Here is a 17,650-nt window from a genome sequence, read left to right on the forward strand (position 1 = left end):
CTAGAACAGCGTGGACCAGTAGTCCCAAAAGCCCATGCCGACGATGGCCACGATGACGCCGTAGAGCACGGCCAGGCCGACCCAGTGGTAGCGAAGCAGCTCGTCGACGGGGCCGCGCCAGTCCTCGCCGACGCCGATCGCGCCGCTTCGGAGGTTGTAGACGGTGGTGAACCAGAAGATCGGCAGGACCGCGGCCCACACCGCCATGCACCACGGGCACAGCACGCCGATGCGGTAGACCGACTGGAAGATCAGCCAGGCGACGAAGCCGAGGCCGGCGAGCGTGCCGAGGTTGAACACCAGCGAAATCCAGCGCGGCAGTTCCACGCGCGCGAGCACCAGCACGCCCATGAACAGCACGAACGGGAACGCGATGAGGCCGATCACCGGGTTCGGGAAGCCGAACGCCGAGGCCTGCTCGGTGTTCATGACGGTGCCGCACGACAGGACCGGGTTGAAGTCGCAGGAGATGACGTGGCCGGGGTCGATGAGCGAGGCGATGCGCTCGTAGGTGAGGTCGAAGGCCGCCGCGAGCCCGACCAGGCCGCCGAGCAGCAGCACCAGGCCGGTGCTCAACCGCCCCTTGAACTCGGTCCCCGTCTCCCCGAAGGTCTCGTCCATTTCCGCCGCCCGTGTCGATTCCGAAGTCGTGATCATGCCGGTCTAACGACCGCCGCTGCACCGAAGTTGCGGACGATCGTCTTGACTTCGACGCCGGGCGCCGTCCTGCGGCTCCTCGCCTGTCGTCAGGGCCGAGCCGTCGACGCCGACGGCGCCTCCGTCGACGTCGACGCTGGCCCGTGACGGAACGACTGCCGCCGACGAACTACTTCGCGAACTGCGGGTTCGACCAGTCGGCAGTCCGCACGCGCATGCCGGGGCGCGCGCGAGTCGGAGTGCACACGGCGGCGCCTAGGCTCGGATTCCGGCTCCGCCGTCGACCACGAGCGTCTGGCCCGTCACATAGGAGGCCGAGGGCGCGCAGAAGAACGCCGCGGCGGCCGCGACCTCTTCGGGCGTGCCGGGACGGCCCAGCGGGCCGTCGAGGCCCCGCTGGAGCTCGGGGACGGTGGACGATCCGGTGCGGATCAGTCCCGGGGCGATCGCGTTCACGGTGACGCCGTCGGCCACGACCTCGGTGGCCAGCGCCTTCGTCAGTCCGGTGACGCCGGCCTTCGCGGCGGCGTAGGCGGCCTCGGCCGGGACGGCGTTGACCACGCCGATGGCGGCCGCGATGTTGACGATCCTCCCCCAGCCGCGCTCGGCCATGCCTTGGACGAACGCCCGCGAGACGAGGAAGGCGGTGTCGAGGTTGCGCGCGATCTCCGTCTGCCAATCCGCATAGGACAACTGCGCGACGGGTTTGACCACGGCCGGATCCGACTTCGAGGTGAGCCCGGCGTTGTTGATGACGATGTCGACCTCGCCGACGGCGTCGGCGACCGCGTCGGCCAGGCCGCCGACCTCGGCCTCGTCGGTCAGGTCGGCGACGAATCCGATCGCGTCGATCTCCCCGGCCCGCTCATGGATCCGCTTGGTGGTGGACACGACCGCGACCGACGCGCCGAGCAGGCGAAGACGCGTGGCGATGGCGTACCCGATGCCGTCGGACGCCCCCGCGCCGGTCACGAGCGCGACCTTCCCGGCGAGGGAGTCGAGTTCCTGGATGCGGCCGAGCTGGCGCTCCCGCTCCTCCGCGTCTTCGTTCGCGGGCAGGTCGATCACCTCGGCGAGTCCGGCGTCTCGGTCGAATGGCGCTTGCCTGGGGCGCGGTGAGTTCATGCGGGCAGTCTCTCATGTACGGATGACGAAACACAGCACCGCCGGGCCCCAATCACGCGAACGCGCCACCCGGTTGCCGCCGATGCGGGCTGTGTCACCATCGAACGATGGAGTCCCCGATCGAGCAGACGCTGACGGCGTTGGCCCGCAGCGCGGTCGAGACGAGTTTCGAGGCCCGGCCGCCGCGCGCGGCCGAGCTGGTCGCACGCCTGGCTCCACAGTCGATGCCCGAGGTCCTCGACCGCCCGACCGCGACGTTCGTGACGTTGCAGCGGGGGACGACGCTGCGCGGATGCATCGGGACGCTGACGCCGCTGCGGCCCTTGGGTCTGGACGTGGTGCGCAACGCGAGGCTGGCGGCTCAGGACCCGCGCTTGGCACCGGTCGAGCCCGCCGAACTGCCGCGGCTGCGGGTGACCGTCGCGCTCCTGTCGCCCTCGCGCCCGCTGGCGGTGGACTCGTTCGCGGCGCTGTTCGAGCAGCTGCGGCCCGGGACCGACGGTCTCACCCTGGCCGGCGGCGAACGGCGCCGGGCGACGTTCCTGCCGTCGGTGTGGGCGTCGCTGCGCGAGCCGGAGCGGTTCGTGGCGGCGCTGCTGCGCAAGGGCGGATGGCCGCAGGGGCTGTGGAGGGGCGAGCTGCGCTCGGCGCTGTGGCCCGAGGAGCTCGCGGCCGAGTCCTACACGACCGAGACGTTCAGCGCCCGCTGGGCAGCGTGACGAGACGGCCTTCGGCGACCTTGGCGGCCGAGCCGGTGACCGAGACGGACACGGCCTTGCCGCCTTTGACGAGGACCTCGCCGAGCATCCGCGAGGGGCGGCCGATCTCCGCGCCTTGGGCGATCTCGTACGTGTGGGTGCCCTCGCCGCTGATGAGACCCTGGTCGACCAGGTGGACGCCGAGGGCGAGCGCCGCCGAGCCGGTGGCCGGGTCCTCGCCGACGCCGACGTGGAAGAGGCGGCCGTGGACGGCGTTGGTCTCCGGGTCGAAGCTGAACGGGTAGATCTTCTCCAGGTGGCCCGGGGTGTCGACGGCCGCGGTCACGTCCGCGTCGGCCAGACGCACGAAGTTGTGGGCGTATCCGGCGCTGGTCGTCTGCGGCGTGCCGATGACGCTCGCGGCCTCCAGACCGCAGGCCGCGGCGGCGGTGGCGGCGTCGATCGATCCGCCGACGGCGATGGCGATGGCGGCCGAAGTGAGCTTCGCGCTCCGGCCGTCGAGGTCGACGGTCATGAGCCCGGCCTCGCACTCCTGGACCACCCTGGCTCCCTGCGGGACGACGCGCCCGGCGGCGACCGCGGCGATCGCCGAGCCGACCGTGGGATGCCCCGCGAACGGCAGTTCCTCCGTCGGGGTGAAGATCCGGGCGCGGTAGTCGGCCTCGTCGGTGGTGGCGGCGAGCACGAACGAAGTCTCCGAGAAGCCGAACTCCTGCGCGATCGCCTGCATCTGTCCGGTGGTCAGGCTCTCGCCGTCGTAGACGACGGCGAGCTGGTTGCCCGCGTACGGGCGTTCGGTGAAGACGTCGACGATCTCGAAGGCGAGCATGTGCGGGAGCGTACTGCCCAATGGCGAACCGCGTCCAGGTGGTTACGATTGGGGCATGTCTGATACCGCCGCTGTAGTCGAGGCCGTCACCGAAGCGCTCTCGCACGTCAACGACCCCGAGATCCGTCGCCCCATCACCGAGCTGGGAATGGTCGACGCCGTCGAGGTCGACGGCGGCCGCCTGGACGTCACGATCCTGCTCACGGTCTCGGGATGCCCGATGCGCGCCACGCTGCAAAGCGACGTGAGCGAGGCCGCGCTCAGCGTCGAGGGCGTCGACGAGGTCGAGGTCACCTTCGGGGTCATGACCGAGGAGCAGCGCAAGGACCTCCAGACCAAGCTGCGCGGTCCCGGCCAGGCCGCCGAGCCGGTCATCACGTTCAACCTCCCCGAGTCGCGCACCCGCGTGTTCGCGATCGCCTCGGGCAAGGGCGGGGTCGGCAAGTCGTCGATCACCGTCAACCTGGCGGCCGCGCTCGCGAAGAAGGGCCTGTCGGTCGGCGTCGTCGACGCGGACATCTACGGCCACTCCGTGCCGCGCATGCTCGGCGTCGAGGGCGCCCCCACGCAGGTCGAGGACATGATCATGCCGCCGCAGTCGCACGGCATGAAGGTCATCTCGATCGGCATGTTCACCCCCGGCAACACCGCCGTGGTCTGGCGCGGCCCGATGCTGCACCGCGCGCTCCAGCAGTTCCTCGCCGACGTCTACTGGGGCGAGCTGGATGTGCTCCTGCTCGACCTGCCGCCCGGCACCGGCGACATCGCGATCTCGGTCGCGCAGCTGCTGCCGACCGCCGAGCTCGTGGTCGTCACCACCCCGCAGCAGGCCGCCGCGGAGGTGGCGGAGCGGGCCGGCGCGATCGTCTCCCAGACCCACCAGAAGCTCGCCGGCGTGGTCGAGAACATGTCGTGGATGGAGCTGCCCGACGGCTCGACGATCGAGCCGTTCGGCTCCGGCGGCGGCAAGACCGTCGCCGAGGCGCTCACCCGCGACGTCGGCGCCGAGGTGCCGCTGCTGGGTCAGGTGCCGCTCGACACGAGGCTGCGCGAAGGCGGCGACTCCGGAGTGCCGCTGGTCATGTCGGACCCCGACGCCGAGGCCTCGCGCGCCATCACCGCGATCGCCGAGCAGCTCGCCGTCAGGAAGGTCTCCCTGGCCGGCAAGCAGCTCGGGCTGACGCCTACCTCGTGACCGAGGCGGTCCTGACGGCCTTGACGGCGGTGCCGTAGGCGCAGACCTCGGTGCCCATGCCTCGCGCGTCGCTCACGTCGTAGCGCATCATCACGACCGCGTCGGCGCCCAAGGACATCGCTTGGTCGATCATCCGCTGGACGGCCTGCTGCCGCGAGGCGACCAGGGCCTTCGTCAGGCCCTTGAGCTCGCCTCCGGCGAGCGACTTGAGCCCCGCGCCGATGTCCGATCCGATATTGCGCGAGCGCACCGTCAGGCCGAAGACCTCGCCGACGACCTCGGTCACGTCGAATCCGGGAATGTTCTCGGTCATGACCACCACGAACCCCTCGGCGGCGGCGTTCGACGCCCCGACCTCACCAATGTGACTCATGCCGTGAGCTTAGAGCCGAAAGGCGCCCGGCGCTTCGGGCCGGAGCAGGAGATGCGCCCCCTACCGGAGTAGGAGGCGCGGTACCCGAGTACTACTCGGCGGCGGTCACTGTGAGGAGTGCAGGGCCTCGTTGAGCTCTCCCCACGAGCCCGAACGCGGCCGCACCTCCAGACGACCGGTCTGTGAGTTCGTCCAGAACTGCAGGTTGTCCTTTCCGGACAGCGTCGCGGCCTTGACCACCTCGCCGTCCGGGAGGGCCACCTTCGAACCGGCGGTGACGTAGCAGCCGGCCGCGACGACGCAGTTGTCGCCCAGCGAGATCCCGATGCCGGAGTTCGCGCCGAGCAGACAGCGCTCCCCGATCGAGATGACCTCCTTGCCGCCGCCCGACAGTGTGCCCATGATCGAGGCGCCGCCGCCGATGTCCGAACCGTCGCCGACGATGACGCCCGCCGAGATGCGGCCCTCGACCATCGAGTTGCCGAGCGTCCCGGCGTTGAAGTTCACGAAGCCCTCGTGCATGACGGTGGTGCCGTCGGCCAGGTGGGCGCCGAGCCGCACGCGCGAGGCGTCGGCGATGCGCACGCCCTTCGGCGTCACGTAGTCGGCCATCGGCGGGAACTTGTCCACCGACTTGACCTCGAGGACCTGCCCGGACTCGCGCAGGCGCAGCCGCGCCGCGCTCATCTGCTCGGCCGGGACCGGCCCGAAGTTCGTCCACGCGTTGTTCGGCAGCAGGCCGAAGATCCCCGACAGGTTGATCGAGTGGGGGATCACGAAGCGGTGCGACAGCAGGTGCAGCCGCAGGTAGACGTCCTCAGTGCCGGCCGGCTCATCGGCCAGGGACACGATCGAGACGACGATGCCCTTGGAGGCGGTGCCGGTGGGGTTGGGGGCGTCGATCTTCGGGGGCCGGAGACCGGCCGGCGCCTCGCCGAGACCGAGCTCGGTGAACCACACGTCGAGGACGGTGCCGTCGGCGTCAACGGTCGCCACGCCGGCGCCCCATGCTGCGTCAGTCAGGAAATCACTCACTCCTGAAGCCTATCGGCGCAGCGAGTATCGTCTGCGGATGTGACAGTTTTGAGTGAGGCAGTCCTCGCCGATCCGGTGGCGCTCACCCGGGCGCTGTGCGACATCCCGTCCGTCTCCGGTGACGAGGCGGTGATCTGCGACGCCGTGGAGCAGGCCTTGGACCGGCTCGAGCACCTGACGATCCGACGCGAGGGCAACACGCTCGTGGCGGGCACCGACCTCGGCCTGGGGCGGCGGGTCATGCTCGCCGGGCACCTGGACACCGTCCCGGTCAACGACAACTTCCCCACCCGCGTGGACGGCGACGTCCTCTGGGGCCTGGGCACGGCCGACATGAAGTCGGGCACGGCGCTGGCACTGTGGATCGCCGCCACGATCACCCGGCCCCGCTTCGACCTGAGCTTCGCGTTCTACGACTGCGAGGAGATCGAGGCGGACCGCAACGGCCTCAACCGGCTGTCCAAGTCAAGGCCCGAGTGGCTCGAATCGGACTTCGCGATCCTGCTGGAGCCGACGTACGGCATGGTCGAGGCCGGGTGCCAGGGCACGATGCGGGCGCGCGTGCGCGCCCGCGGCAAGCGCGCCCACTCGGCGCGCTCGTGGAAGGGCGTCAACGCCGTCCACCGGATCGCGCCGGCCCTGGAGCGCCTGAACGCCTACCAGGCCCGCATCGTCGACGTCGACGCCTGCACCTATCGCGAAGGCTTGAACGCGGTCGGCATAGGAGGGGGCGTCGCGGGGAACGTCATCCCCGACGAATGCTGGGTGGACGTGAACTACCGCTTCGCGCCCGACCGCGAAGAGAAGGACGCCGAGGCCCACATCAGGGAGGTCTTCGACGGCTTCGACGTCGAGATCACCGACTCGGCGCCGTCGTGCCGGCCCGGCCTGGACCAGAGCGCCGCGGCCGAGTTCGTCGCGGCGGCGGGCGGCGAGGTCCGCGCCAAGCTCGGCTGGACCGACGTGGCCCGGTTCGCGACGCTCGGCATTCCGGCCGTCAACTTCGGGCCGGGCGACCCGAATCTCGCCCACAAGCAGGACGAACGCGTCGAGATACCGAGGATCCGCACCTGCGCGGCAGCGCTGCGGGCCTACGTTACGGAGGAATCATGAGCCTCAAGCGCCGCATCACCGCCGATGAGCAGATGCTGGACTTCCGCCACCGGGAGGAGTGGAAGCAGAAGGCCGCCTGGCGGGTCATGAAGATCCAGGCCGAGTTCGTCGAGGGCTTCGACACGCTCGAGGCGGCCGAGCTCGGCGGCGCCATCGGCGTCTACGGCTCGGCGCGGACCGTGATCGACTCCGAGGAGTACAAGCTCGGCGTCGAACTGGGCCGCAGGCTCGGCGAGGCCGGCTTCTCGGTCATCACCGGCGGCGGGCCGGGCGCGATGGAGGCCGCGAACCGCGGCGCGGCCGAGGCCGGCGTCAAATCGGTCGGCCTCGGCATCGAGCTGCCGTTCGAGCAGGGCACCAACCCGTACGTGGACATCGAGCTGAACTTTCACTACTTCTTCGTCCGCAAGGTCATGTTCCTGAAGTACTCGCAGGGTTTCTGCGCGCTGCCGGGCGGCTTCGGGACGATGGACGAGCTGTTCGAATCGTTGACGCTGGTGCAGACTCAGAAGGTCGGCAGGTTCCCGATCGCGCTCATCGACACTGACTACTGGGGCGGCCTGGTGGCCTGGCTGCGCGACCGCATGGCCGCGCAGGGCAGGATCGGCCCCCACGACGTCGATCTGCTCCTGGTGACCGACGACCTCGACGAGGCCGTGGCGCACATGGGCAAGGCCGGCGGCTAGGCGGCCTCCCGGCGGCGGGCGATGAGGCGCGTGAAGCCGAGGGTGCGGCCCGCGTCCTCGAGCAGCGCGCGGCGCATCGCCTCGCAGGGTCCGACCCACTGCTCGCCGCGCGGCAGGGCTTCCCAGTCGGCCCAGTGCCTCCAGCCGTCGGGCATGAGGTCGGCGTGCTCGACGTCGACCAGGCCGGTGCGGCCCCACTCGCGGCGCCACCACTCGGGGCTGTGGAAGGCCCGGTCCCATACGTCGGCCAAGTGCTCGGGCGGGTCGTCGACGACCTCGGCGGTCGCGCCGGGAAGGACGACGCCGATCTGCCCGCCGGGCACGACGAAGTCGACCAGGTAGTCCGAGTAGCGCTCCTCGATGCCGAAGTAGTTGTAGGAGTCGACCGCCACGACCGCGTCGAAGCAGCCGCGCGCGAAGGGCAGGTCGTGGGCGGCGACTCGGACCGGGAAGACGTGGTCCTCGACGCCGGCCTCCTTGATCCGCTCCCAGTTCTCGGCCGGCTCGACCCACAGGTCGGCGGCGGTGACGCGGAGACCGTACTCCTTGGCCAGGAAGATCGAGGTGATCGCCCGTCCGCAGCCGAGGTCGAGGACCCGCATGCCGGGGAGGAGCTCCATCAGGTCGGCCAGGGACTCGGCCAGCCACAGCGGGTTGGGACCCATGGCGTTCTCGTGCTGCCAGCGCGCGTCGTACTCGGCGGCCTTGGGGAATGTGCCGGGGCGCAGCACCGTCGCGTGGAGCGTCTGCTCGTCGTATTCGATCACGGCCCGATGTTCCCAGCCGGACCGGCGGCGCACCAGTGCGCTTCGCTCAGAGGCTGCGCAGCGGGCGCTTCGGGGGGCGGTGGCCCTTGATGGAGGCGACCATGTCGAGGACCTCGCGGGTGGCGGCCACGTCGTGGGCGCGGAAGACGCGCGCGCCGTGCCAGGCGGAGACGGCGGTGGCGGCGAGGGTGCCGTTCAGGCGCCGGTCGACCGGCAGATCGAGCGTCTCGCCGACGAAGTCCTTGCGCGAGAGGGCGACGAGGGTGGGCCAGCCGGAATCGGTGAGTTCGTCGAGCCGGCGGGTGAGCTCCAGCGAGTGGTAGGTGGTCTTCCCGAAGTCGTGGGTGGGGTCGATGAGGATGCCGTCGGCGCGGACCCCGGCGTCCACGGCGGTCTCGGCGCGCTGCACGAGCTCGTCCCGGACTTCCGCCACGACGTTGTCGTAGTGGGGTTTGGCGGCCACGGTCCTCGGTTCGAGGCCGCCGGTGTGGGAGCAGACCAGGCCCACGCCGGTGTCGGCCGCGACCTTGACGATCCCGGCGTCCCAACCGGCCCAGGTGTCGTTGATGAGTTCGGCGCCCGCCGAGACGGCCTCGCGGGCGACCTCGCCGCGCCACGTGTCGATGGAGATGACCAGCTCGGGGTGGGCCTCGTGGACGGCGGTGACGAACGGCACGACCCGCTCGATCTCCTCGGCGACGGTGACCTCGGGCCCATCGCCGGCCTTGACGCCGCCGATGTCGACGATGTCGGCGCCGTTCGCGACCGCGCCGGCCACGGCCACCAGGGCGGCGTCGAACTCGAAGGTGGCCCCGGAGTCGTAGAAGGAGTCCGGGGTGCGGTTCACGATCGCCATGACCGCGTATTCGCCCTCACCGAACGTCCTTCGCCCCAATTTCAACGCACGCATTGCTCTATGCTGACAGCCGCGCTCGACACACGCCAGTAAAGGAGCCACGATGCCGCGCTTCGACCGGACCCACACCGACGACCTCGCCGAGTACATCGCCGCCTCCCCCACGCCGTACCACGCGTGCGCCGTGGCGGGCGAGCGGCTGGAGGCGTCCGGGTTCCGGCGGCTGGACGAGGCGGACGAGTGGCCGCACGAGCCCGGTGGCCACTACGTGGTCCGCGACGGCTCGATCATCGCCTGGCGCCAGGCCGAGGACGTCGACGGATTCCGGATCTTCGGGGCGCACACCGACTCGCCGACGTTGAAGGTCAAGCCGCGCCCGGACACCGGCTCGGCCGGTTGGAAGCAGATCGCCTGCGAGGTCTACGGCGGTGTGCCGCACCAGACGTGGCTCGACCGCGATCTCGGCGTGGCCGGGCGTCTGGTCATGCGCGACGGCGCCGAGGTGCTCGTCCACGTCGACCGGCCGCTGCTGCGCGTGCCGCGCCTGGCGATCCACCTCGACCGGACCGTCAACGAGGGCCAGAAGCTCAACGCCCAGTCGCATCTGACGCCGATCTGGGGGCTCGGGGAGCCGCGGGAGGGCGAGTTCCTCGAGTTCGTCGCCGCCGAGGCCGGTGTGGAGGCGGGGGACGTGCTCGGCTTCGACCTGTTCACCACCGCCTGCGACCGGCCCGCCTATCTCGGCAAGGACGGCGAGCTGTTCGCCGCGTGGCGCTTGGACAACCTGCTGAGCACCCATGCGGGCCTCGCCGCCGTCATCGCGGCCGAGCCTTCGGAGCGCGTGCCGATGTTCGTCTCCTTCAACTACGAGGAGATCGGCTCGATGACCTACTCGGCGGCCCAGAGCCCGTTCCTGGAGACGGTGCTGCGCCGGCTCGTGGGCGACGACTTCGAGACGTACGCGCGGGCGATCGCGAACTCCGCGATGATGTCGGCCGACACCGGCAACGCCGTCCACCCGAACTACCCCGAGCGGCACGAGCCGGGCCACCGGCCGATCCCCAACGGCGGCCCCATGATCAAGGTGAGCGCCGGCCAGCGCTACGCGACCGGCGCCGAGGAGCAGGCGGTGTTCACCCGCGCCGCCGAGCACGCCGGCATCCCCTGGCAGTACTACGTCAACCGCAACGACATCCCCGGCGGCACCACGATCGGCCCGATCTCGGGCACGCAGTTGGGGATGCTGACGGTCGACGTCGGTGCGCCGATCCTCTCGATGCATTCGGCTCGCGAGCTGTGCGGCGCGTCCGACCCCGCCTACCTGGCGGACCTCGCACTCGGTCTATATAGCCACACCTGATCCCCGGTATGGTGGTCTCGTCGGTGAGACCACAGGGAGGCAGCGTTGAGTTGGCGGACCGAATTGGAGCGTGCGGCCGCGGCGCTGCGCGACGTGGCCGGGGCCGCTGACCGCGCCGATCGTCTTGTAGGCGAAGAGGAATCGCGCCTGGCGGTCACCGATGTGACGCGGCGGCGCCGCGAGTTGTCGGCGAAGCTTCGCGAAGCCGCCGGGGCCGCGGCGAGCGGCTGGCTCGGCGATGAGCTCCACGCCGTACGGAACGACACTCCAGTGTGGTCCGATGAGCCCCGTGCGGGCGCGGTGCGTCTGGGCACCGCCGAACTCGACGGGGATCCCGCCTTCCCGGCGCTGGTCGACCTGCTCGGCAACGGCCACCTGGCCGTCGACGCCGACGCCGCCGATCCGCGCGTCGCCGGGCTCCTCCAGAGCCTGCTGGTGCGTCTCGTCGCCGCCTACCCGGGTCTGGAGGTCAGCCTCGTCGACGGCGTCACCCTCGGGCAGGTCTTCTCCCCCGCCACGCCGCTGGTCGACGCGGGCCTGGCGGACCCGGTCGCCACCGACCACCTCTCGCTCGGCCGCGTGCTGACCGCCGCCGAGAAGCGCCTCCAGGAGATCCGCGACATCGCCGCGCGCGGCCACTCGATCGCGAACCGCCCCTACCACCTCATCGTCGTCGCCGGCATGCCGCCGCAGGTCGGGCGCAGCATCCGCGAGCGCATCGCCGCGCTCGCCCACGCCGGCCCGGCCGCCCGCTGCCACCTCGTGGTGTGCGGCTGGCGGGGCGGCCACCTCGGCGACACCCTGCCCGCGCTCGAGCACACCGCGCACCTGAAGGTCGGAGGCGAGATCCACCTCGGCGAGCTGCCGCTGCCCGTCCGGCTCGACCAGACGCCGTCGCCGAGCCTCACGCGGGCGGTGTTCGACGCGCGGGCCGACCAGCGCAGGGAGGCGTCGACGCTCAGCGTCGCCGACCTGGTGCCGGCCGAGATCTGGAGCGAGTCGAGCCGCGCCGGACTCACCACGGTCATCGGGCGCGACCCCGGCGGCGACGTCACCGTCTCCTTCAACGACACCACGCCGCACTGGCTCATCGGGGGGCGCACCGGCGGCGGCAAGACCGTGTTCCTGCTCGACGTGCTCTACGGCTTGGCCACCCGCTACTCCCCCGACGAGCTCGAGCTGTACCTCCTCGACTTCAAGGAGGGCGTCTCGTTCACCGAGTTCACGCCCTCGGCGGTCGACGAGTCGTGGATCCCGCACGTCAGGGCTGTCGGCGTGGAGTCGGACCGCGAATACGGCGTCGCGGTGCTCCAGGCGCTGCGCGGCGAGTTGTCAAGGCGCGCGGGGCTGATGAAGCGGGCGGGGGCCACCAGGCTCGCCCGCCTGCGCGAGCTGCTCCCCGAGGCGAAACTGCCGCGCATCGTCGCCGTCGTCGACGAGTTCCATGTCCTGTTCTCCGGCAACGACCGGCTCGCCCGCGAGGCCGTGGCGCACCTGGAGGAGCTGGCGCGCAAGGGCCGCTCCTACGGCGTCCATCTCGTCCTCGCGTCCCAGACCATCTCCGGCATCGAGGCCCTGTACTCCAAGCGCGACTCCATCTTCGGGCAGTTCCCGCTGCGCATCGCCTTGCCGGGTGCCAAGCACCTGCTCGCCGACGACAACGACGCCGCCGAGGCCATCACCGTCGGCCAGGCCGTCGTCAACGACTCCGCGGGCATCAAGGGCCGCAACCGCACCTGCGCCTTCCCGGACGCCTCCTCGTCCGAGGCCCTGCTGGCCGGGCTGCGGCGCACCCTCTGGGAGCGGCGCGAATCCGATGTGGAACCGGTCGTCTTCCGCGGCTTCGACGAACAGCACCTGACCGACGACCCCAGCTACGCGGCCCTGAAGCCGAACCCGACTCCGCGGGCGCTGCTGGGCAGGGCGGTCGACGTCGACGTCTCCACCGTCGGTTACCACTTCGACCGCAGCCCCGGGCGCCACCTGGCCGTGCTCGGCACCTCGCCGGTCGCCGCCGACGTCCTCGCCGCCGCCGCGACCTCCCTCGGTCAGCAGCACGAGGCCGGCACCGTGGAGTTCCGGATCGCCGCCACCGCCGCCGGGGCCGAGGACGTCGCCGCCGCGGCGAGCGCCGCCCTCGAATCGAGCGGGCACCGCTGCCGGAACCTGGTGCCGGGCGAGATCCTCGCCGATCGCACCGGACCCGCCTACTTGATCTGGTTCGGCGCCGACGGGGCGGACGGCGCGAGCGCCGCACTGCGCGAGACGCTGCTGCACGGCCCCGCTGGCGGCTTCCACCTGCTCGGCTGGTGGCGCGGCGCCAGACGCTTCCTCGACGACATCGGCGGGGCCGCGAACCGGGAGCACTGCGCGGGTCTGGTCGCGCTCAACGTGGCCGGCTCCGATCTCGGCGCCGTCACCGGCGACCCGAGCATCGGTTGGGAGTCGCGCGCGAACCGCTGCCTCGTCATCGACCGCCACGCCGGCACCGAGACCCTCGCCGTGCCCTACGTCCGCCCCGGCCGCCTCGATGAATTCGGAGCTCAGCGATGAGCGCGCTCAGCGCCTACAACGACCTCGTCCACGAGTTGGCCAAGCTCGACGCCGACACCACCGCCAGCGCCGAGCAGTCCAAGAAGCGCCTCGCGAGCCGGCGCAAGGCGCTGGAGTCGTTGCGCGGCGCCCTCGACGAGGAGGTCGCCTCGCTCGCCGAGGGCTGCGCGGCCCTGCGCAAGCCCGTGCCCGACCTCGCTCCCGCCCCGGTCGAGGGCGACGACGTCGAGGCCGTCCTGCGCGAGGGCCGGGTGCGCCTGCGCGAGGCGGCCGACGCCCGCCTGGCGGCGATGCGCGCCGCGCAGCGACCGACGATGCTCCCCGGCGCCCACCACATCCTGCGCGAGCTCGTCATCTACGGCGGCGTCATGGCCGCCTGCCTGCTCGGCCAGGTGGTGTGGCTGCGCACCACCGGCGGCGGCGACTCGACGTGGTGGGTCATGTTCATGCCCCCCGTCGCGGCCGCGCTCGTCGGATACGTCCTGGTGGGGGCGGCCAACAAGCCGCGCATGCCGATGTTCGACCGGGCCGGCAAGCCGATCAAGGCCGTCGTTCCGCACAACCCGCGTCTCGGGGTCACGCTCGCTGTCGTCACAATGGCCCTGTTCGCCTATCTCGCGTTCTTCGCGTAGAGCATGTTGGAGGGTCCTGTGGGCATATTGCTTGCGGTCGTGGTCGCGGCCATCGGCGTGTGGATCGCGTTCGCCATCGTCGTCTGGGCCACCGGCCAGGACACACTGCGCGACGACACCGTCGAAGGCACTCCCGCGGGTCTGGGCGAGGACGGCCCGGTGACCGAGGGCGAAGTGGGCGCGGTGCGCTTCGACACGGGCCTGCGCGGTTACCGCACCGACCAGGTCGACGCCGCCTTGCACCGGCTGGCGTGGGAGATCGGTCGGCGCGATGAGCGGCTCGCCGAGCTGGAGCGCGAGCTCGCCGCGGTGAAGGCGTCGGCGGTCGACGCCGACGAGTGAGGCAGAGCGCGACGGCCGAGCCACGGCGACGCCGCCCGGCGTGACGTGATGGGATTGTGCGATGCGTTATTGGCTGCTGGTGTTGAACGAGGACGACTTCATTGAGCAACAGGCCTACGAGGTCGACTCAGTCGAGCCCGCCGCAGGGGTGCCCGCGGGTGCGGCGGACGGCGACGAGGTGGCGCTGGCCGGCCCCGGAGGCGTCTACGCCTTCGGGCGGATCGACGGCGGCGCGGTCGCCTACCGGCGGCGCCTGAACGAGCTCTCGAAGCCGGCCGATGCCGATGAGGGCTGGAACGAGCTGGACGGCGAGGCCTGGGAGCGGTTGGTGGCGGCCCTGCCGACGGCCGAGCGCAAGCGCGACTGGCTGGTGAGTCTGTCGATCCCGGTGGAGGCGTTCGACCGGGCCGAGGCGGTGCGCCGGTTCTGGTCGTACACGAGGTCGCTCGGGCCGAAGGAGCTGCCGACGTTCGTGGCCCCATACGGGCGCGAGCTGGAGGGCACGGCGTTCCTTCTGGGGGTCGAGCACGAACAGGACCCTGAGGAATAAGCCCGCTGTCCAGGGACGATTCCCTTAGTCCGGCTTATACCTTATGGGGCGATTTCTCCGGAACTTTATCACATACTCGGAGGGGCGAGTTGGCTCTCGCGCACGTCATCGGGGAAACTTGATCTAGCAACGTCGGGTCGCAACCTGCGACATTGGATCGAGGGGAGACGAATATGGCGGCCATGAAGCCGCGGACTGGTGATGGTCCGTTGGAGGTTACCCAGGAGGGCCGCGGCGTCATCATGCGGGTCCCGCTGGAAGGCGGAGGCCGGCTCGTGGTCGAAATGACCCCAGAGGAAGCTGAGACGCTCAACAAAGAGCTCCAAGGCGCCCTCGAGTAGCACAAGCGCTGAGCACCCCCGCGGCGAATACCCCACCGCCGATCGGACACCGAAGGCTCGCCTCGGCAGCTCGTCCGAGGCGAGCCTTCGCAGTACAACCGCAGCGGCTCGTCTAAACCTCCGCGATACGCGCGCGGAGGTTCATGTGCGACCGGCTTTCGCGGTGCACCTCCGCGAATGATCACGCGGGACCGGCCATCGTAATACAGACTCGCGCGAAACGTCGGAGATCACGCCGTGCCGGATCGGTGTGCCATCCTTGCGCCCGTGGGCGACAATGGGACCTAAGGAACGGACCCCGCAAGAAGGCCCCGTACCCACGAGGGGACAACACATGACCTACGGCACCGAGCAGTCCCACGCAGCACCCGGCGGTCCGCAGGCGCCAGGGCCGCAGGACCACGCCTCCGCCTGGTGGCACCCCGCGGCGGCCTCCGACCCGTGGCGCGACCCGCGCAGCCACGCCGTCATCGAGACCAGGCCCGCTCCCGCCGCTCCCCCGATCGAACCGCTGCGGCCCCGACCCGCGGGCCCCGCACGCGTCGGGCTCGGCTTGGTCGTGGCCGTCTCCGCGATCGTCTCCCTCATCGCCGGAACGCTCGGCGCGGCCATCGGCATCTGGGCCACCCGCACCGACGTCCTCGGCGGCACCATCACCGGCGCCGAGCCGCAGGTCCAGCGCGACGCCGATTCGGTCGCGGGCGTGGTCGCGAGCATCATGCCGTCCGTCGTGACCGTGCTGACCGCCGGCGGCGGGAACGGCTCGGGCTTCATCGTCAGCGACGACGGCTACATCATGACCAACCATCACGTGGTCGTGGGCGGGGGCTCCGAGCCCGCCGAGCAGCTGGAGGTCCTGTTCAACAACGGTGAGGTCGCCGTCGCCGAGGTCATCGGCTCCGACCCGGACTCCGACGTCGCGGTCCTCAAGATCGACGGGGAGGACCACCCACCGATGGTCCTGGCCGATTCCGACCAGATGGCCGTGGGCGACCCGGTGCTCGCGATAGGCGCACCCCTCGGGCTGTCCTCGACGGTGACCGAGGGGATCGTCTCGGCGATCGACCGCCCGGTGCTCACCCAGAACTCTTCGGGCGAGATCGAGTCGGTCATGGCCGCGATCCAGACCGACGCCGCGATCAACCCCGGCAACTCCGGCGGCCCGCTCACCGACGTCGCCGGCCAGGTCATCGGCATCAACACCGCGATCGCCTCCACGGCGGCCGAGGGCGAGCAGGCCGGCAGCATCGGCATCGGCTTCGCCATCCCGATCAACCAGGCCAAGCGCATCGCCGACGAGATCATCGCGAGCGGATCGGCCTCGCACACCGTCATCGGCGCCGAACTGGGTCACGAGGAGCTGGGCGTCGGTGTGACGCTGAGCAAGGTGCTGCCCGGCTCCCCCGCGGAGGAGGCCGGACTCCGGGACGGCGACGTCCTGACCGACTTCGACGGCAAAACCGTCACCGAGAACACCGAGCTCATAGCGCTCGTTCGGAAGCTCGCCCCCGGCACGACGGTGACCGTGGTCTACGAGCGCGACGGGCAGGAGGCCAGCGCCCAGGTGACTCTCGCGGCGGCGAGCGACTGATCAGCGGGTACGCTAGGCGGAGGTTTTTCAGGTCTAGGGAGGTCAGCGTGTTCGGAGGCTTGGGCGGAGTCGAGTTCCTCGTCATCATCCTCATCGCGATCTTCCTTTGGGGTCCCGACAAGCTTCCCGAGGCGCTGCGCAGTCTCCGCCAGTTCGTCTTCAAGGCGCGCAACATGGCGTCGAACGCCGCCGCGGACCTCAGCCGCGAGATCGGCACGGACATCAAGCCCGAGGACCTGAACCCGAAGACCTTCGTCCGCAAGCACATCCTGAGCGAAGAGGATCAGGAGCTGCTGACCAACCCGCTCAAGGCCACGATGAAGGACCTCGAGGACAGCACCAAGCCCCTCAAGGAAGATCTCGAGGAGACCACCCGCGGGATCGAGGAGACTCGGCGCAGCGTCAACGGCCGGCGGTCGACGCGCGCGCCCGCGACGGCCATCGGCGGTGACGACGCCTCGCAGCGGGAGACCGGCGGCGAGCGCGCCGCGAGCCGCTACGACGACGCCACCTGATCCCGAGCCGTTCCGCCGCCCGATGTCGGTGTCTTCTGCCACACTGCGGGGATGATCGGAACACTGCACGAATTCGTCATCGACTGTCCTGACCCCAAATCGCTCTCGGCGTTCTACCGGCAGCTCCTCGGCATGAGCGAGGTCCAAGACGACGGCGACTGGGTGGTCATCGGCGACGGGTCGGACCGGCCCGGGATCGCCTTCCAGCAGGCGGAGGTCTACCGGGCGCCGACGTGGCCGAGCCCCGAGGTCCATCAGCAGATGCATCTCGACGTGAAGGTCGACGACCTGGACGAGGGCGAGCGGCGGGTCCTCAAGATCGGCGCGCGGCGCCTCGAGGGCGGCGGTGAGACGTTCCGGGTCTTCGCCGACCCGGTGGGTCACCCTTTCTGCCTCGTCACGGTGTGAGGA

The 17,650-nt window shown here is 70.8% G+C and carries 18 protein-coding genes and 2 pseudogenes; 13 read left to right on the plus strand and 7 right to left on the minus strand.

The features are described 5' to 3' along the window. Both ACYVK3_RS01725 and ACYVK3_RS01730 read right to left on the minus strand, forming a co-directional pair. Window positions 1-621 carry a vitamin K epoxide reductase family protein gene (locus ACYVK3_RS01725; protein WP_460495509.1) on the minus strand — a complete coding sequence of 207 codons (621 nt, stop codon included), beginning with the start codon at window positions 619-621 and terminating at the stop codon, window positions 1-3. 291 nt (window positions 622-912) lie between these two features. Next, window positions 913-1,798: pseudogene (locus tag ACYVK3_RS01730) on the minus strand (SDR family NAD(P)-dependent oxidoreductase). 91 nt (window positions 1,799-1,889) lie between these two features. Here ACYVK3_RS01730 and amrA point away from each other — a divergent pair. Next, window positions 1,890-2,501, plus strand: coding sequence for an AmmeMemoRadiSam system protein A (gene amrA, locus ACYVK3_RS01735; protein ID WP_460495510.1), 612 nt, complete (start codon window positions 1,890-1,892; stop codon window positions 2,499-2,501). On the opposite strand, the gene ACYVK3_RS01740 is transcribed toward amrA, so the two are convergent. Continuing rightward, entirely contained in the window at window positions 2,479-3,330 is an 852-nt protein-coding gene (locus ACYVK3_RS01740) for a PhzF family phenazine biosynthesis protein (protein WP_460495511.1), read from the minus strand. The two genes, amrA and ACYVK3_RS01740, sit on opposite strands and share 23 nt — an antisense overlap. Before the next feature lie 55 nt (window positions 3,331-3,385). Here ACYVK3_RS01740 and ACYVK3_RS01745 point away from each other — a divergent pair, with 55 nt between their 5' ends. Further along, a complete protein-coding gene (locus ACYVK3_RS01745; protein ID WP_460495512.1) occupies window positions 3,386-4,525 on the plus strand; it encodes an Mrp/NBP35 family ATP-binding protein in 1,140 nt (379 codons plus the stop codon). Here ACYVK3_RS01745 and ACYVK3_RS01750 read toward each other — a convergent pair. Next, window positions 4,515-4,898: a YbjQ family protein gene (locus tag ACYVK3_RS01750; protein ID WP_460495513.1), complete on the minus strand. Its 384-nt coding sequence runs from the start codon at window positions 4,896-4,898 to the stop codon at window positions 4,515-4,517. The genes ACYVK3_RS01745 and ACYVK3_RS01750 overlap by 11 nt on opposite strands. A gap of 105 nt (window positions 4,899-5,003) precedes the next feature. Continuing rightward, complete coding sequence (dapD, locus tag ACYVK3_RS01755) at window positions 5,004-5,933, minus strand: 2,3,4,5-tetrahydropyridine-2,6-dicarboxylate N-succinyltransferase (RefSeq protein ID WP_460495514.1); 930 nt, start codon at window positions 5,931-5,933, stop codon at window positions 5,004-5,006. A 39-nt stretch (window positions 5,934-5,972) separates the two neighbouring features. Between dapD and dapE the strand changes: the two genes are divergently transcribed. Beyond that, window positions 5,973-7,046: a succinyl-diaminopimelate desuccinylase gene (gene dapE, locus ACYVK3_RS01760; protein WP_460495515.1), complete on the plus strand. Its 1,074-nt coding sequence runs from the start codon at window positions 5,973-5,975 to the stop codon at window positions 7,044-7,046. Then, the gene (locus ACYVK3_RS01765) at window positions 7,043-7,732 is read left to right on the plus strand and encodes an LOG family protein (protein ID WP_460495516.1); all 690 of its coding nucleotides are present in this window, start codon (window positions 7,043-7,045) and stop codon (window positions 7,730-7,732) included. The genes dapE and ACYVK3_RS01765 overlap by 4 nt, the downstream gene beginning before the upstream one ends. Here ACYVK3_RS01765 and ACYVK3_RS01770 read toward each other — a convergent pair. Both ACYVK3_RS01770 and folP read right to left on the minus strand, forming a co-directional pair. Then, window positions 7,729-8,499, minus strand: coding sequence for an SAM-dependent methyltransferase (locus ACYVK3_RS01770; protein WP_460495517.1), 771 nt, complete (start codon window positions 8,497-8,499; stop codon window positions 7,729-7,731). The genes ACYVK3_RS01765 and ACYVK3_RS01770 overlap by 4 nt on opposite strands. Window positions 8,500-8,545: 46 nt before the next feature. Continuing rightward, entirely contained in the window at window positions 8,546-9,409 is an 864-nt protein-coding gene (gene folP, locus ACYVK3_RS01775) for a dihydropteroate synthase (RefSeq protein ID WP_460495518.1), read from the minus strand. A 49-nt stretch (window positions 9,410-9,458) separates the two neighbouring features. Here folP and ACYVK3_RS01780 point away from each other — a divergent pair, with 49 nt between their 5' ends. From ACYVK3_RS01780 to ACYVK3_RS01820, 9 genes and pseudogenes are all read left to right on the plus strand, one after another. Beyond that, complete coding sequence (locus ACYVK3_RS01780; RefSeq protein WP_460495519.1) at window positions 9,459-10,715, plus strand: M18 family aminopeptidase; 1,257 nt, start codon at window positions 9,459-9,461, stop codon at window positions 10,713-10,715. A gap of 45 nt (window positions 10,716-10,760) precedes the next feature. Further along, window positions 10,761-12,419, plus strand: a pseudogene (locus ACYVK3_RS01785) (FtsK/SpoIIIE domain-containing protein); the annotation flags it as partial. A gap of 845 nt (window positions 12,420-13,264) precedes the next feature. After that, window positions 13,265-13,900: a hypothetical protein gene (locus ACYVK3_RS01790; RefSeq protein WP_460495520.1), complete on the plus strand. Its 636-nt coding sequence runs from the start codon at window positions 13,265-13,267 to the stop codon at window positions 13,898-13,900. Window positions 13,901-13,918: 18 nt separating this feature from the next. Next, window positions 13,919-14,242: a DivIVA domain-containing protein gene (locus tag ACYVK3_RS01795; protein ID WP_460495521.1), complete on the plus strand. Its 324-nt coding sequence runs from the start codon at window positions 13,919-13,921 to the stop codon at window positions 14,240-14,242. Window positions 14,243-14,303: 61 nt separating this feature from the next. Continuing rightward, window positions 14,304-14,792, plus strand: a complete 489-nt coding sequence (locus tag ACYVK3_RS01800) for a hypothetical protein (protein ID WP_460495523.1) — start codon at window positions 14,304-14,306, stop codon at window positions 14,790-14,792. Between the two features lie 173 nt (window positions 14,793-14,965). Further along, window positions 14,966-15,133, plus strand: a complete 168-nt coding sequence (locus ACYVK3_RS01805; protein ID WP_081687227.1) for a DUF3117 domain-containing protein — start codon at window positions 14,966-14,968, stop codon at window positions 15,131-15,133. 334 nt (window positions 15,134-15,467) lie between these two features. Next, window positions 15,468-16,724 (plus strand): S1C family serine protease, encoded by a 1,257-nt coding sequence (locus ACYVK3_RS01810; RefSeq protein ID WP_460495524.1) that lies wholly within the window; start codon window positions 15,468-15,470, stop codon window positions 16,722-16,724. Window positions 16,725-16,771: 47 nt separating this feature from the next. Beyond that, a complete protein-coding gene (locus ACYVK3_RS01815) occupies window positions 16,772-17,239 on the plus strand; it encodes a Sec-independent protein translocase family protein (RefSeq protein ID WP_460495525.1) in 468 nt (155 codons plus the stop codon). Between the two features lie 51 nt (window positions 17,240-17,290). Further along, entirely contained in the window at window positions 17,291-17,647 is a 357-nt protein-coding gene (locus ACYVK3_RS01820; protein WP_460495526.1) for a VOC family protein, read from the plus strand. Window positions 17,648-17,650 lie beyond the last annotated feature (3 nt).

It is taken from the genome of Glycomyces tarimensis (assembly GCF_054776215.1).